Raw genomic sequence first — 14,031 nt, 5'->3', positions numbered from 1 at the left:
CGTGGCAGACTTGACCTACTGCGCTCGGTTCTTCCGAGCGGGCCAGCAATGAAGCTGATCTCCCCGGCGGTGCGATTCGCGCTGATTCTTCCGGGACTTCTCCAGTACGTATGAGTGCGCAGCGTGGCGTACGGAGTAGGCAGATCCATGATGCACTTGCCGGGGCCCGTCGGGCTCTACGACCCCATCAACGAACACGACGCGTGCGGCGTGGCCTTCGTCGTCGACATGCACGGCCGTCGCAGCCGGGACATCGTCGAGAAGGCGATCACCGCACTGGTCAACCTCGAACATCGCGGTGCCGCGGGCGCGGAGCCGAACACCGGTGACGGCGCCGGCATCATGCTGCAGGTGCCCGACCGGTTCCTGCGCGCCGTGGTCGATTTCGAGCTGCCGCCGGAGGGCGAGTACGCCACCGGTATCGCCTTCCTGCCGCAGGCCGCCGACGATGTGGTCGACGCCGTCGCCGGTGTCGAGAAGATCGTCGACGCCGAGGGCCTGGTGCTCCTCGGCTGGCGCGAGGTCCCGGTGGACGACGCGTCGCTGGGCGCCCTGGCGCGCGACGCCATGCCGACCTTCCGCCAGGTGTTCCTCGGCGGCGCGTCGGGCATGGACCTGGAACGACGGGCCTACGTGGTGCGCAAGCGCATCCAGTACGAGCTGGGCGAGAAGGGCGCCGGACAGGACGGTCCGGGCCGCGACACCGTCTACTTCCCGAGCCTGTCCGGGCAGACCATGGTCTACAAGGGCATGCTGACCACGCCGCAGTTGCGCGACTTCTACCTGGATCTGCAGGACGACCGGGTGGAGAGCGCGCTGGGCCTGGTGCACTCGCGCTTCTCCACCAACACGTTCCCGTCGTGGCCGCTGGCCCATCCGTTCCGTCGGGTGGCGCACAACGGCGAGATCAACACCGTCACCGGCAACGAGAACTGGATGCGGGCGCGCGAAGCGCTGATCGACGCCGACGTCTTCGGCGCCGGTGCCGCCGACAAGATCTTCCCCGTGTGCACGCCGGGCGCGTCGGACACCGCGCGCTTCGACGAGGTGCTGGAACTGCTGCACCTCGGCGGCCGCAGCCTGCCGCACGCCGTCCTGATGATGGTGCCCGAGGCCTGGGAGCGGCACGAGACCATGAAGCCCGAGCACCGGGCGTTCTACGAGTACCACTCGGCGCTGATGGAGGCCTGGGACGGACCGGCGTCGGTCTGCTTCACCGACGGCACCGTGGTCGGCGCCGTGCTCGACCGCAACGGCCTGCGGCCCTCCCGCATCTGGGTCACCCGCGACGGCCTCGTGGTGCTCGGCTCGGAGGTCGGCGTCCTCGACATCGACCCGTCCGAGGTGGTCTCCCGGCAGCGCCTGCAGCCGGGCAAGATGTTCCTGGTCGACACCGCGCAGGGCCGCATCGTCGGCGACGAGGAGCTCAAGGACGGCCTGGCCGGCGAGCACCCGTACCAGCAGTGGCTGGACGAGAACCAGATCCACATGGCCGATCTGCCCGAGCGCCCGAAGGTGTTCATGAACCACGACCGCGTGGCGCACCGGCAGCAGCTGTTCGGCTACACCAATGAGGACCTCCGCATGCTGGTGGCGCCGATGGCGGCCGCCGGCGCCGAAGCCATCGGTTCGATGGGCACCGACACCCCGATCGCGGTGCTGTCGGCGCGACCGCGCATGCTGTTCGACTACTTCCAGCAGCTGTTCGCGCAGGTGACCAACCCGCCGCTGGATGCGATCCGCGAGGAGATCGTCACGTCGATCGGGCAGCGGCTCGGCGGTGAGCGCGACCTGCTCCACCCGGGCCCGGAGTCGGCCCGGCAGATCGTGCTGAGCCAGCCGATCCTGGACAACGAAGAACTGTCCCGACTGGTCGACATCGACGGCACCGCAACGGGTTTCCCGTCGGCGCACATCCACGGCCTGTACCCGGTGGCCGAGGGCGGCGCGGGTCTGCGTCGCGCCCTCGACGATGTGCGGGCGCAGGTGTCGGCGGCCATCGCCGACGGCGCACAGATCATCGTGCTGTCCGACCGCGAGTCCAACGAGAAGCTCGCCCCGATCCCGTCGCTGCTGCTGACCGCGGCGGTGCACCACCACCTGGTGCGCGAGCGCACGCGGACGCGGGCCGGCATCGTCGTCGAAAGCGGGGATGCCCGCGAGGTGCACCACATGGCGCTGCTGATCGCCTTCGGCGCCGTCGCCATCAACCCGTACATGGCCTTCGAGTCGATCGACGACCTGGTCGACACCGGTGTGCTGTCGATCGATTACCCGACCGCCTGCGCCAACTACATCAAGGCCGCGGGCAAGGGCGTGCTCAAGGTGATGAGCAAGATGGGCATCTCCACCGTGCCGTCGTACAACGGCGCCCAGCTGTTCCAGGCCATCGGCCTGAGCCAGGGCCTGGTCGACGAGTTCTTCACCGGCCTGCGCAGCCAGCTCGACGGCATCGGCCTCGACGAGGTGGCCGGCGAGGTGGCCGCGCGCCACGATCTCGCCTTCACCGAGCGGGCCTCCGAGCGGGCGCACCGCGAGCTCGAGGTGGGCGGCGAGTACCAGTGGCGTCGGGAGGGGGAGTACCACCTGTTCAACCCCGACACCGTGTTCAAGCTGCAGCACTCCACGCGCACGGGGCAGTACGGCGTGTTCAAGGAGTACACCAAGATGGTCGACGATCAGTCGGCGCGCCTGGGTACGCTGCGCGGCCTGTTCGACTTCAACTTCGGTGACCGGGACCCCATCCCGATCGACAAGGTGGAGCCGGCCAGCGAGATCGTCAAGCGCTTCTCCACCGGTGCGATGAGCTACGGCTCGATCTCCGCCGAAGCCCACGAGACGCTGGCCATCGCGATGAATCGCCTTGGCGCACGGTCGAATTCGGGTGAGGGCGGGGAGGACCCGCGTCGTTTCATCCGGGACGAGAACGGCGACTCGCGGCGCAGCGCCATCAAGCAGGTGGCGTCGGGGCGGTTCGGCGTGACGAGCCACTACCTGACCAACTGCACCGACATCCAGATCAAGATGGCCCAGGGTGCGAAGCCGGGCGAGGGCGGTCAGCTGCCCCCGCACAAGGTGTACCCGTGGGTCGCCGAGGTCCGCGGCAGCACGCCGGGCGTCGGCCTGATCTCGCCGCCGCCGCACCACGACATCTACTCGATCGAGGATCTGGCGCAGCTGATCCACGACCTGAAGAACGCGAATCCGGAAGCTCGGATTCACGTGAAACTCGTCTCCGAGCTGGGTGTGGGCACGGTCGCGGCCGGTGTCTCGAAGGCGCACGCCGACGTGGTGCTGATCTCCGGGCACGACGGCGGTACCGGTGCGAGCCCGTTGACCTCGCTCAAGCACGCCGGTGCTCCCTGGGAGATCGGCCTGGCCGAGACCCAGCAGACGCTGCTGCTCAACGGTCTGCGCGACCGGATCGTGGTGCAGGTCGACGGCCAGCTCAAGACCGGCCGCGACGTCATGATCGCGGCGCTGCTCGGCGGCGAGGAGTTCGGTTTCGCCACCGCGCCGCTGGTGGTCTCGGGCTGCATCATGATGCGCGTGTGCCACCTCGACACCTGCCCGGTGGGCGTCGCGACGCAGAATCCGCTGCTGCGCGAGCGCTTCACCGGCAAGCCGGAGTTCGTCGAGAACTTCATGCTGTACATCGCCGAAGAGGTGCGAGAGCTGTTGGCGCGCTTGGGGTTCCGCACGCTGCAGGAGGCCGTCGGGCAGGTCGAGGCGCTCGACACCACCAAGGCCGTCGCGCATTGGAAGGAGGCCAAGGCCGGTCGACTGGATCTGTCGCCGATCCTGGCGCAGCCCGAGTCGCCGTTCATGAACCAGGACCTGTACTGCTCCGGCACGCAGGACCACGGTCTGGACAAGGCCCTCGACAACGAGCTCATCGCGAAGGCCCGGTCGGCCATCGAGTCGGGTACGCGCGTGCACATCGAGACGCCGATCACCAACGTGAACCGGACGGTCGGCACCATGCTCGGGCACGAGGTCACCAAGGCCTACGGCGCGGCGGGACTCCCGGAGGGCACCATCTCGGTGGCGCTCACCGGCTCGGCGGGCAACAGCTTCGGCGCCTTCCTGCCCGCGGGCATCACCATGCGCCTGACCGGTGACGCCAACGACTTCGTCGGCAAGGGTCTGTCCGGCGGCAAGATCGTGGTCGCCCCGTCGGTGGACGCCCCCGCGGGCTTCCTCGCCGAGGAGAACATCATCGCCGGCAACGTGATCGGCTTCGGCGGCACCGCGGGCAAGATCTTCCTGCGAGGTGTGGCGGGCGAACGGTTCTGCGTGCGGAACTCGGGCGTGCAGGCCGTCGTCGAAGGCGTCGGCGATCACGGCTGCGAGTACATGACCGGTGGACGCGTGATCGTTCTCGGCACCACCGGCCGCAACTTCGCGGCCGGCATGTCCGGCGGCGTCGCCTACGTCTACGACCCGAAGGGGGAGTTGGCCGGCAACCTCAACACCGAGTTGGTGGACCGCGAGGTGCCCGACGCCGACGACCTGGCCTACCTGCAGGCCATGCTCACCGAGCACCGAGACGAGACGCGGTCGCCGGTGGCGGCCAAGATCCTCGGCAACTGGGCGGTGGCCCAGACCAAGTTCGCGAAGGTCATGCCCCGCGACTACAAGAGAGTGCTTGTCGCCATCGACGTCGCCGAGCGCACCGGACGAGATGTGAACGAAGCGATCATGGAGGCGGCTCGTGGCTGATCCGAGAGGTTTTCTCAAGTACACCGAACGGGAGACGCCCACCCGGCGTCCCGTCGAACTTCGACTGCGCGACTTCAACGAGGTCTACAACAAGTTCGACCACGGCACCCTGCAGAAGCAGGCGAGCCGGTGCATGGACTGTGGAATCCCGTTCTGCCACAACGGATGTCCGCTCGGGAATCTGATTCCGGAGTGGAACGACCTGGTCTTCCGCGGGCGGTGGGCCGACGGCATCGAACGACTGCACGCCACCAACAACTTCCCGGAGTTCACCGGGCGGCTGTGCCCGGCGCCGTGCGAGGCGTCGTGCGTGTTGGGCATCAACGCCCCGGCGGTGACCATTAAGCAGGTCGAGGTGGAGCTCATCGAAAAGGCCTTCGACGACGACTCGGTGGTCCCGGTGCTGCCGTCCGAGCCGACCGGTCGCAGCGTCGCGGTGATCGGTTCCGGCCCGGCCGGACTGGCCGCCGCCCAGCAGCTGACCCGGGCCGGGCATGCGGTGACCGTCTTCGAGCGCGCCGATCGGATCGGCGGACTGCTGCGGTACGGCATCCCCGAGTTCAAGATGGAGAAGCGCATCATCGACCGTCGTCTCGAGCAGATGACGGCCGAGGGCACGGTCTTCCGCACCGGCGTCAACGTGGGCGTCGACATCACCGTCGAGGAGTTGCGCGCGCAGTACGACGCCGTGGTCCTGTCGGTCGGCTCCACCATCGGCCGCGACCTGCCGATCCCCGGGCGCGAGCTCACCGGGATCTACCAGGCCATGGAGTTCCTGCCGCAGGCCAACCGCGCCGCGGTGGGCGAGGAGGTGGCCGACCAGGTCACCGCGGAGGGCAAGAAGGTCGTCATCATCGGCGGCGGCGACACCGGTGCCGACTGCCTGGGCACCTCGCTCCGGCAGGGCGCCGAGGTGGTCCACCAGTTCGAGATCATGCCGCGCCCGCCGGCCGAGCGTGCCGACTCGACGCCGTGGCCGCTGTACCCGCTGATGTACCGGGTGTCGTCGGCGCACGAAGAGGGCGGCGAGCGCGTCTTCAGTGTCAACACTGAACAGTTCCTCGGCGAGAACGGTCAGGTCACCGGCCTGCGTGCGCACGAGGTGCAGATGGTGGGCGGCCGCTTCGAGAAGGTCGAGGGCACCGACTTCGACCTGGAGTGCGACCTGGTTCTGCTCGCGATGGGCTTCGTCGGCCCGGAGCGCGGCGACCTGCTCGACAAGTTGGGTGTCACCTATGACCCGCGCGGCAATGTCGCGCGCGGCGAGGACTTCGGGGCCAACGGCGTCCCCGGAGTCTTCGTTGCCGGGGACGCCGGCCGCGGGCAGTCGCTCATCGTGTGGGCGATCGCCGAGGGCCGCGCCGCGGCCGCGGGGGTCGACAAGTACCTGATGAGCAGCACGGAGCTCCCCGCTCCGATCGTCCCGACCCAGGTGGCGCAGCGCTGACCCGCACGGTCTGACCTGCCCAGCTCGGTCTCGGTGATCTACTGCGGTGCGGTGGAGCCGCGGGGGACCAGTTCCACGGGCAGGATCACGTCGGCGGGCCGCTCGTCCGGGTGAGCGATGTTCTCCAGCAGCAGCCCGACACCGGCGGCGCCGATCTCGTGGGCGGGGGTGACGACCGTGGTCAGCGGGACCGGGAGCTGGGCGGCGACCGGGATGTCGTTGTAGCCCACCAGGCCGAGCTGATCCGGGATGGACAGGCCCCGGTCGCGGGCGACGCCGAGAATGCCGATCGCGATGGAGTCGCTGGCCGCGAAGATCGCGTCCGGCGGGTCCGGGGCGTCCAGCAGCCGGTGGGCGGCCGCGATGCCGCCGGCCACGTCGAAGGCGGTGTGGGTGACGTGCTCGGCGGGGAGCGAGACGCCGACGTCGGCCATCGCGGCGACGAACCCGGCGAGGCGGTCGTTGCCGGTGGTCGCGTGCGGCGGACCGCCCACCACGGCCGGGCGGCGGTAGCCGCAGTCGAGCAGGTGTCGACCGGCGAGTACTCCGCCGAGGTGGTCGTCGCCGCCGGCGTACGGCAGCCCGGAGTCGGCGTGCCGGTTGAGCGCGATCGCGGGCACCGAGAGCCCCAGGTCGGCCACGAACTCGGCGGCGGGACTGTGCAGGCTGCTGAGCAGCAGACCGTCCACCTGGCGGCCGGTCAGCAGGTCGATGGCGGCGCGCTGATCGGCCGGGTCGTCGGGCGGACTGCTCAGCAGCAGCGAGTAGCCCGCCGTGCGCGCGGCCTCCTCGGCGCCCTGGTAGATGGTCGCGACCACGCCGTCCGTGAGTCGCGGCATCACCGCGCCGATCGTGGTGGTGCGCCGAGTGCGCAGGCTCGCGGCCCAGAGATTGGGGCGGTAGCCGAGCTCGTCGGCCACCGCGCGAATCCGGAGCGCCGAGTCCGACCAGCCGTCGACCGGCTCGGTCTGGCGCAGCACCCGCGACACCGTCGAGGTGTGCACCCCGGCGCGGTCGGCGATCTCCTTCATCGTCGGCGGCCGTGCGGTGCGCCTGGATTCGGACATCTCGGGGCCTTTCGGTGGTGGGGATTGACCCGATGGTGCGTGGCTGGTTAATCTCATTTCAACACGGCGCAATCGATTGCGCAAAGGATTGCACAATCGTCGCGGCCGTGCGCTACAGCTTTCGCACCGGAGAAGGAAACCGCCATGGCCGACACGCGCACCGTCACCGAACTCTTCGCCCTCGACACCCTCCTGCACGACGACGAACGGCAGATCCGGGACACCGTCCGGCAGTTCGGCAACGAGAAGATCCGTCCGCACATCGCCGACTGGTTCGACGAGGCGCGGATCCCGGTGCGTGAACTCGCGAAGGAGCTCGGCGGCCTCGGCGTGCTCGGCATGCACCTGGAGGGCTACGGCTGCGCCGGCATGAGCGCGGTGTCGTACGGCTTGGCCTGCCTGGAACTGGAAGCCATCGACTCGGGTATCCGCTCGCTGGTGTCGGTGCAGGGCTCGCTCGCGATGTTCGCCATCCACCACTGGGGCAGCGAGGAGCAGAAGGAGCACTGGCTCCCGCAGATGGCGGCCGGCGACGCGATCGGCTGCTTCGGTCTCACCGAACCCGACTTCGGCTCCGATCCCGGCGGCATGCGCACGCGGGCCGTTCACGACGGCGGCGACTGGGTGCTCAACGGCACCAAGATGTGGATCACCAACGGCTCCGTCGCCGACGTCGCCGTGGTGTGGGCCAACACCGACCTGGAGGAGGGCTCGCGGGGTATCCGCGGCTTCGTCGTGCCCACCGACACGCCGGGCTTCTCGGCGCCGGAGATCCGCGCCAAGATGTCGCTGCGCGCATCGGTGACCTCCGAGCTGGTCCTGGAGGACGTGCGGTTGCCCGAGTCGGCGATGCTGCCGAAGGCCGCCGGTCTGCGCGGCCCGCTGTCGTGCCTGAACGAGGCGCGCTTCGGCATCATCTTCGGCGCGATCGGCGCCGCGCGCGACTGCCTGGAGACCGCCGTCGACTACGCGTCGACCCGTCTCGTCTTCGACAAGCCGCTCGCCGCCTACCAGCTGACCCAGGCCAAGCTCGCCGACATGGCGCTGGAAGTGGGCAAGGGCCACCTGCTGGCGTACCAGCTCGGACGACTCAAGGACGCGGGTGAGGTGGAGCCGGCACAGGTGAGCCTCGGCAAGCTGAACAACACCCGCGAGGCCATCAAGGTGGCGCGCGAATGCCGAACCATCTTGGGCGCCAACGGCATCACGCTCGCGTACCCGGCGATCCGGCACGCCAACAACCTCGAGTCGGTGCTCACCTACGAGGGCACCTCCGAGGTGCACCAGCTGAGCATCGGCCGCGCCCTCACCGGCGCCTCGGCCTTCCGGTGACCGACACCGCGGGCGCGCTCGACGGCCTGGTGATCGCCGACTTCGGTCGGGTGCTGGCCGGACCGTACGCCACCATGCTGCTCGCCGACCTCGGCGCCGAGGTGATCAAGGTGGAGCGGCCCGACGGCGGCGACGACACCCGCTCGTGGGGTCCGCCGTTCGCCTACGAGCAGGCCACCTACTTTCAGGCGGCCAACCGGAACAAGATCTCGCGCGCGCTGAACCTGCGCGACGACGACGATCTCGCCGCCGCCCTGGAGCTCGCCGCGCGCGCCGACGTGGTGGTGGAGAACTTCCTGCCCGGCGCCATGGACCGGTTGGGTCTGGGCTACGCGGCGGTGGCCGAGGCCAACCCGGGAGTGGTCTACTGCTCGATCACCGGCTTCGGTGGACACAACGACCTGCCGGGATACGACCTGCTGGTGCAGGCGGTCGGCGGTCTGATGAGCGTCACCGGGCCGTCGCCGGAGGAGCCGATCAAGGTGGGCGTCGCGCTGGTCGACGTGGTGACCGGACTGCACGCCGCGGTCGGGATCCTGGCGGCGCTGCGCCACCGGGATGCCACCGGTCGCGGCCAGCGCATCGAGGTGAACCTGCTGTCGTCGTTGCTGTCGGCCCTGGTCAATCAGGCGTCGGGCTACGTGGGCGCGGGCGTGGTCCCGCGGGCGATGGGTAACAAGCACCCGAGCATCGCGCCCTACGAACTGGTGCCGACCGCCGATCGAGCGTTGGCGCTGGCCGTCGGGAACGACCGGCAGTTCCGCGCGCTGGTCACCGAACTCGGCGCCGCCGCGATGGCCGACGACCCGCGCTTCGGTACCAACACCGAACGGGTGGCGCACCGCGGCGCACTGCTCGAGGGGTTGACGCCGCTGCTCGCCGCGGACACCGCTGACGGCTGGTTCGGCCGCCTCACCGCGGTGGGCGTGCCGTGCGGTCCGGTGAACGACCTCGGGGAGGCGTTCGCCCTCGCGGAGCGGCTCGGCCTGGCACCGATCGTCGAGATCGACGATCCACGGCGCGACGGCCCGGTGCGGACCGTCTCGCACCCGATCACCTTCTCGGCGACGCCGGCTGCCTACCGGTCGGCGCCCCCGAGGCTCGGCGAAAGCTGAGGCACCCGGCGGCTACGGTCACCAATCCCAGATGAGGGTGCCGTCCGGACCGATCTTGCAGGTCGCAATACCGTCCGTGTACTGGACTCGGGCCCGGGCGCCAGGTTCGCTGCAGCTGGATCCGCGTTCGACAGCGGGACGGGACTGGTGTGTGAGGTCGGTCCACGCCTCGTTCATGGCGCTGCAGTAGAGCGTGCCGTCGGCGGAGTAGTCGTTGAACTGATCGGCACCGCACGGCTGGCCTTCGACCGGCGCGGGCGTGACCGGCACGGTGACCGTCTCGGTCGGGGTCTGCGCCTGCACCGTCGGGGTGGTCGCCGCCGTTGTCGTGGAGCTCGGCGTCGTCGTGGTCGTCACCGTGTGGGTGCTCGACGGTGCCGCAACCGTCGAGTCGGAGCCGTCCGATTGCCCGTTCAGGAAGACGAAGGTGCCGGCAGCCACGAGCGCGATGGCGGCGACGATGACGGCCGCCGGCAGGAGCCATTGGCTGCGGCCGGTGGTCGTGGTGTGCGCATGGCGCACGGCCGGTGCGGAGCCGGCCAGGGTCGGGGAGTACGCCGGGCCGCCGGTGGGAACCGCACTGGGCTGGGTGGCGGCGGAGAGCGCCGCGACGAACTCGGCGCAGGTGCCGTAACGCGAGGCAGGATCCTTGGCGAGTGCGCGTGCGAAGACCGCGTCCCACCCGGCCGGGACGTGCGGTGCCACGGTGCGGATCGGCGGGACCGGTCGGTGCAGGTGCGCTGCCATGAGCGCCGAGATCGAGGTCTCGGTGAAGGGCGGACGGCCGGCGAGCAGGTGGTAGGCGGTGCAGGCCAGCGAGTAGATGTCCGACCGGTTGTCGACGGGAGATCCGTCGATCGCTTCGGGACTGATGTACGCCATGGTGCCGATGGTCATGCCGGTCGCGGTGAGCGACGTCGATTCCTCGGCGGCCTTGGCGATCCCGAAGTCGGCGAGCTTCACGGTGTCGAGCGCCGGAGGGTTCGCGTCGCGATCCCACGCGATCAAGATGTTGCCGGGCTTCACATCCCGGTGGGTGATCTTCTGGGTGCGCCAGGCGTAGTCCAGCGCCGCGCCCGCCCCGGCGATCAGCGGCAGGACCAGATCCACGGACAGCGGACCCCGCGCCTGCACGAGGGCGCCGGCGTCGGTGCCGTCGACGAACTCCATGGCGATCCACAGGCTGCCGTCGTGCTCGCCGCGGTCGTACAGGGTGACGATGTTGGGATGCGACAGCTGCGCGAGCAGGTCCGCTTCGCGCGCGAACCGGGCGGTGAAGTCGTCGCTGCGGGAGAGTTCGCCGGGCAGCAGTTTCAGCGCGTCCCGGCGCGGCAGCCGCGGATGCTCGACGAGGAACACCTGACCCATGCTGCCCGCGCCGAGCCGACGCAGAATCTTGTATCCGGCGATGCGGTCGTCGTTCATGCAGGTGTCCTTTCGCCGCAGCCGCCGGGCCCCGTGTCACGACACGGGGCCCGGCGGATCGGATCATGCGGGTCGGTCAGCGGGTGGCGAAGTAGACCTCTTTGCCGAAGATGCCCATGTCCACACGGATCAAGCCCTTGTCGCCGTCGGCGATCTCGAAGTCGACGTTGCCGGTCACCGAGGCTCCGTTGTACACCTCGCCGTCGAAGGTCGGATCCGGACCCACGGCGTTGTTGTCGTAGGAGTTGATCACGTTGCCTGCGCTCGTGACATACGCAACGGTGAGGTCGAAGGTCGACTTCGAGCCCTCGCCGACGTACTTGGCGGTGAGGTTGGCCAGGGCGTACTCGTTGCCCGCGGCGGGTTCGTCGTTGAAGCTGTTGGCCGCGAGCACCTTCTGCGTGGCGTTGGGATCGAAGCTGTTGAGCGTCACTTCCCAGTCGCCGGCCTTCAGCGTGCTGCCGAGCGGTGCCGGATTCTCCTTGGAACCGACCGCGCCGGAGTCCTCGCCCTGATCGGTGGTCTCGCCGTTCGGGTCGACCAGGGAGACGGTGTCGTCGGAGTTCAAGGCGTCGTCGACGGCGTCGGTGACCACCGTGAGGAACACGACGACGCCGACGATCGTGCCCACGATCGAGATGATCACCGCGGCGATGGCGGTGCCCTTCGGCTGCGAGTTGAACAGCCCGACGATGCCCAGGATGAAGGCGATCGGCAGCAGGATCCAGCCGATGATCAAGGCGCCCGGGATGCAGGCGAAAAGGAAGCCGACGAGCGCGGCGACCAGGGCGATGATGCCGATCGTGTTGCGCGACTTCGGTGCCGGGGGAGGCGGTGGGGTGCCGAACGCGGGATAGGTCGGCGGCACTTGAAACTGCCCCGAACTCTGGAATTGACCGGGAGTCTGGAACTGACCCGAACTCTGGAACTGGCCCGGCTGGTACTGGCCGGACTCCTGGTCCTGGGGAGTGCCCGGCTGCTGCGGCGGCACCGGCTGCTGCGGGGTGCCGTCGGGCTGCTCTGCGGGCGGGGGCGTGGGGTTGGTCATCGGAAGTCCTCCTCGGCGATCGACCTGCCGGCTCGGGGTCGCCGGAGAATGTCGTTAGAAGGTATATCGGAGAGCTCCGACATTCTCGGCGTGTCGTCCGAACGGCCGACACACTCGGCGGACCGTCGTGCGGCGCACCACAGGCGACGCGCCGAGGCGGCCCGCGCGGGTAACGTTCGGCGGCCGGAGCACGACATACGGGCCAAGAGCACGTCCGAATCTTCCGGGGAGGAGACCCATGTCATCGCTAACCAACGATCGGGGTCGACGGCGCTCTGGACGCGAGGTCGCCCGCACCGTGTGGGGACGTCTCCGTGCCCCGCGGTCCCTGGCCGCCGACCGCGAGCGCCTGGTGACGACGGAGGAATTCCGTCGCCTGCGGCGCGCTGCGTGACCCTCGCCGCCGCTGTTCGTCTGATTCAGGCACAGTGGAGGCGTGAAGTCTGTCCTCGCCACATTCCGTCGTTCGCCCGGCTTGATCGTCGCCGCGATTCGCGCCGCGACTCTCCGGCAAGCCGTGGTGGCGTTCCTGGTGGCCGCCGTCATGCTGGTCCTCGTCGGACTGGCGACCGTGCTGATCCCCAACTCCCTGTTCAGCCGGGAGATCCCGCCGACGGCGTGGAACTATCCGGTGTGGATCCTCACCGCGGTGCTGGCCGGTCTCCTCGCCGCCACCTATGTGACGGACAAGGACGCGCCCGCGGTGGAGCAGACCGACCGGGAAGGGCGCTGGGGCATCCTCGGCGCGGGCCTCACCTGGTTCGCCGTCGGCTGCCCGGTGTGCAACAAGATCGCCTTGCTCGCGCTCGGCTACTCCGGTGCGCTGGCCTGGTTCGCGCCGCTGCAGCCGGTGTTGGCGGTCGCCGCCCTGCTGCTGCTGTGGTTCGCACTGGCCCGACGACTCGAAGGCGCGCAGATGTGCGCCCTCCCGCCGGTGCCCGCGGGGGCGGCCGGCTAGCTGCTCGGTGCCGTGCGCACGCGCACGCTGATTCCGCCGATCTCCACCACGTCGCCGTCGTGCAGTTGCCGTCCGCGTCGGGTCTCCAGCTCGTCGTTCACGGTGACGAGCCCGTCGGCGAGGACCATTTTGGCGTCGGCGCCGGTCTCGATCAGACTGGCCAGCTTCAAGAACTGGCCCAGGCGGATGCTGTCGTCGCGAATCTCGATGTCGTCCACCCGGCCCATTCTGCCCGGTCGCCGCGCCGTACCCGACTCGCCCCGAGGGTCAGACGACCACGAGCACGTTGAGTCCGGGGATCACCAGCAGGGTGCCGCGCATCCACCGTAGGCCCGCTGTCACGGGGTGACGTGTGTTACCGGGCGGTACAGTCGGCGTCGCGCCCGGCCTACACTCGGTGCTATGACCGCGATCGAATTCACGCCCACCGCCGACCTCGTCGACCAGATCGGCGACGACGTCCGCAGTTGCGACACCCAGTTCACCCAGTACGGCGGCCAGCGCGAGTTCGTCGGCGTGGTGACGACGGTCCGCTGCTTCCAGGACAACGCGCTGCTCAAGTCCATCCTGTCCGAGCCGAACCCGGGCGGCGTCCTGGTGATTGACGGCGGTGGCTCGCTGCACACCGCGCTGGTCGGCGACATCATCGCCGAACTGGGCCGCAGCAACGGCTGGGCCGGGATCGTCGCCAACGGCGCCATCCGCGACGCCAAGACCATCGGCACCATGGCCATCGGCGTGAAGGCTCTCGGTACCAACCCGCGCAAGTCGTCCAAGACCGCGTTCGGCGAGCGCGACGTGCCGGTGGAGCTGGGCGGCATCGTCTTCACCCCCGGCGACCACCTCTATTCCGACGACGACGGCATCGTCGTCGTGACGCCCTGACGCGCACCAGCCCGTTTCCCACCTGAACTGGA

General features: G+C 69.5%; 10 protein-coding genes. 6 read left to right on the top strand and 4 right to left on the bottom strand.

Annotation, left to right across the window (positions count from 1 at the left end; genetic code table 11):
- Positions 1-147: 147 nt before the first annotated feature.
- Positions 148-4,722, top strand: a complete 4,575-nt coding sequence (gltB, locus tag ABD989_RS04975) for a glutamate synthase large subunit (protein WP_345312648.1) — start codon at positions 148-150, stop codon at positions 4,720-4,722.
- A complete protein-coding gene (locus tag ABD989_RS04970) occupies positions 4,715-6,169 on the top strand; it encodes a glutamate synthase subunit beta (RefSeq protein ID WP_345312647.1) in 1,455 nt (484 codons plus the stop codon). The genes gltB and ABD989_RS04970 overlap by 8 nt, the downstream gene beginning before the upstream one ends.
- Before the next feature lie 38 nt (positions 6,170-6,207).
- On the opposite strand, the gene ABD989_RS04965 is transcribed toward ABD989_RS04970, so the two are convergent.
- On the bottom strand, positions 6,208-7,236 hold the full coding sequence (locus tag ABD989_RS04965; protein WP_345312646.1) for a LacI family DNA-binding transcriptional regulator: 1,029 nt from the start codon (positions 7,234-7,236) through the stop codon (positions 6,208-6,210).
- A gap of 144 nt (positions 7,237-7,380) precedes the next feature.
- Here ABD989_RS04965 and ABD989_RS04960 point away from each other — a divergent pair, with 144 nt between their 5' ends.
- Both ABD989_RS04960 and ABD989_RS04955 read left to right on the top strand, forming a co-directional pair.
- Positions 7,381-8,568 carry an acyl-CoA dehydrogenase family protein gene (locus ABD989_RS04960; protein WP_345312645.1) on the top strand — a complete coding sequence of 396 codons (1,188 nt, stop codon included), beginning with the start codon at positions 7,381-7,383 and terminating at the stop codon, positions 8,566-8,568.
- Positions 8,565-9,683: a CaiB/BaiF CoA transferase family protein gene (locus ABD989_RS04955; RefSeq protein WP_345312644.1), complete on the top strand. Its 1,119-nt coding sequence runs from the start codon at positions 8,565-8,567 to the stop codon at positions 9,681-9,683. The genes ABD989_RS04960 and ABD989_RS04955 overlap by 4 nt, the downstream gene beginning before the upstream one ends.
- Before the next feature lie 18 nt (positions 9,684-9,701).
- Here ABD989_RS04955 and ABD989_RS04950 read toward each other — a convergent pair whose 3' ends face one another.
- Positions 9,702-11,108 carry a serine/threonine-protein kinase gene (locus ABD989_RS04950; RefSeq protein WP_345312643.1) on the bottom strand — a complete coding sequence of 469 codons (1,407 nt, stop codon included), beginning with the start codon at positions 11,106-11,108 and terminating at the stop codon, positions 9,702-9,704.
- 76 nt (positions 11,109-11,184) lie between these two features.
- Complete coding sequence (locus tag ABD989_RS04945) at positions 11,185-12,156, bottom strand: DUF4352 domain-containing protein (RefSeq protein WP_345312642.1); 972 nt, start codon at positions 12,154-12,156, stop codon at positions 11,185-11,187.
- A 436-nt stretch (positions 12,157-12,592) separates the two neighbouring features.
- Between ABD989_RS04945 and ABD989_RS04940 the strand changes: the two genes are divergently transcribed.
- On the top strand, positions 12,593-13,114 hold the full coding sequence (locus tag ABD989_RS04940) for a hypothetical protein (RefSeq protein ID WP_345312641.1): 522 nt from the start codon (positions 12,593-12,595) through the stop codon (positions 13,112-13,114).
- Here ABD989_RS04940 and ABD989_RS04935 read toward each other — a convergent pair.
- Entirely contained in the window at positions 13,111-13,341 is a 231-nt protein-coding gene (locus ABD989_RS04935; RefSeq protein WP_246993281.1) for an RNA-binding S4 domain-containing protein, read from the bottom strand. The genes ABD989_RS04940 and ABD989_RS04935 overlap by 4 nt on opposite strands.
- Positions 13,342-13,516: 175 nt before the next feature.
- Here ABD989_RS04935 and rraA point away from each other — a divergent pair, with 175 nt between their 5' ends.
- Positions 13,517-13,999 (top strand): ribonuclease E activity regulator RraA, encoded by a 483-nt coding sequence (rraA, locus tag ABD989_RS04930; protein ID WP_345312640.1) that lies wholly within the window; start codon positions 13,517-13,519, stop codon positions 13,997-13,999.
- Positions 14,000-14,031 lie beyond the last annotated feature (32 nt).

Origin of the sequence: Gordonia alkaliphila, from assembly GCF_039542465.1 — a bacterium.
Taxonomy (GTDB): domain Bacteria; phylum Actinomycetota; class Actinomycetes; order Mycobacteriales; family Mycobacteriaceae; genus Gordonia; species Gordonia alkaliphila.
The sequence above is the reverse complement of the archived record's forward strand: the minus strand, read 5'-3'. Positions and strand labels throughout refer to the sequence as shown.

Excerpts from the sequence above, each read along its gene's own strand:
- ABD989_RS04960 (WP_345312645.1), top strand. The coding sequence starts at position 7,381 with ATGGCCGACACGCGCACCGTCACCGAACTCTTCGCCCTCGACACCCTC.
- ABD989_RS04965 (WP_345312646.1), bottom strand. The coding sequence starts at position 7,236 with ATGTCCGAATCCAGGCGCACCGCACGGCCGCCGACGATGAAGGAGATC.
- rraA (WP_345312640.1), top strand. The coding sequence starts at position 13,517 with ATGACCGCGATCGAATTCACGCCCACCGCCGACCTCGTCGACCAGATC.
- ABD989_RS04950 (WP_345312643.1), bottom strand. The coding sequence starts at position 11,108 with ATGAACGACGACCGCATCGCCGGATACAAGATTCTGCGTCGGCTCGGC.
- ABD989_RS04935 (WP_246993281.1), bottom strand. The coding sequence starts at position 13,341 with ATGGGCCGGGTGGACGACATCGAGATTCGCGACGACAGCATCCGCCTG.
- ABD989_RS04945 (WP_345312642.1), bottom strand. The coding sequence starts at position 12,156 with ATGACCAACCCCACGCCCCCGCCCGCAGAGCAGCCCGACGGCACCCCG.
- gltB (WP_345312648.1), top strand. The coding sequence starts at position 148 with ATGATGCACTTGCCGGGGCCCGTCGGGCTCTACGACCCCATCAACGAA.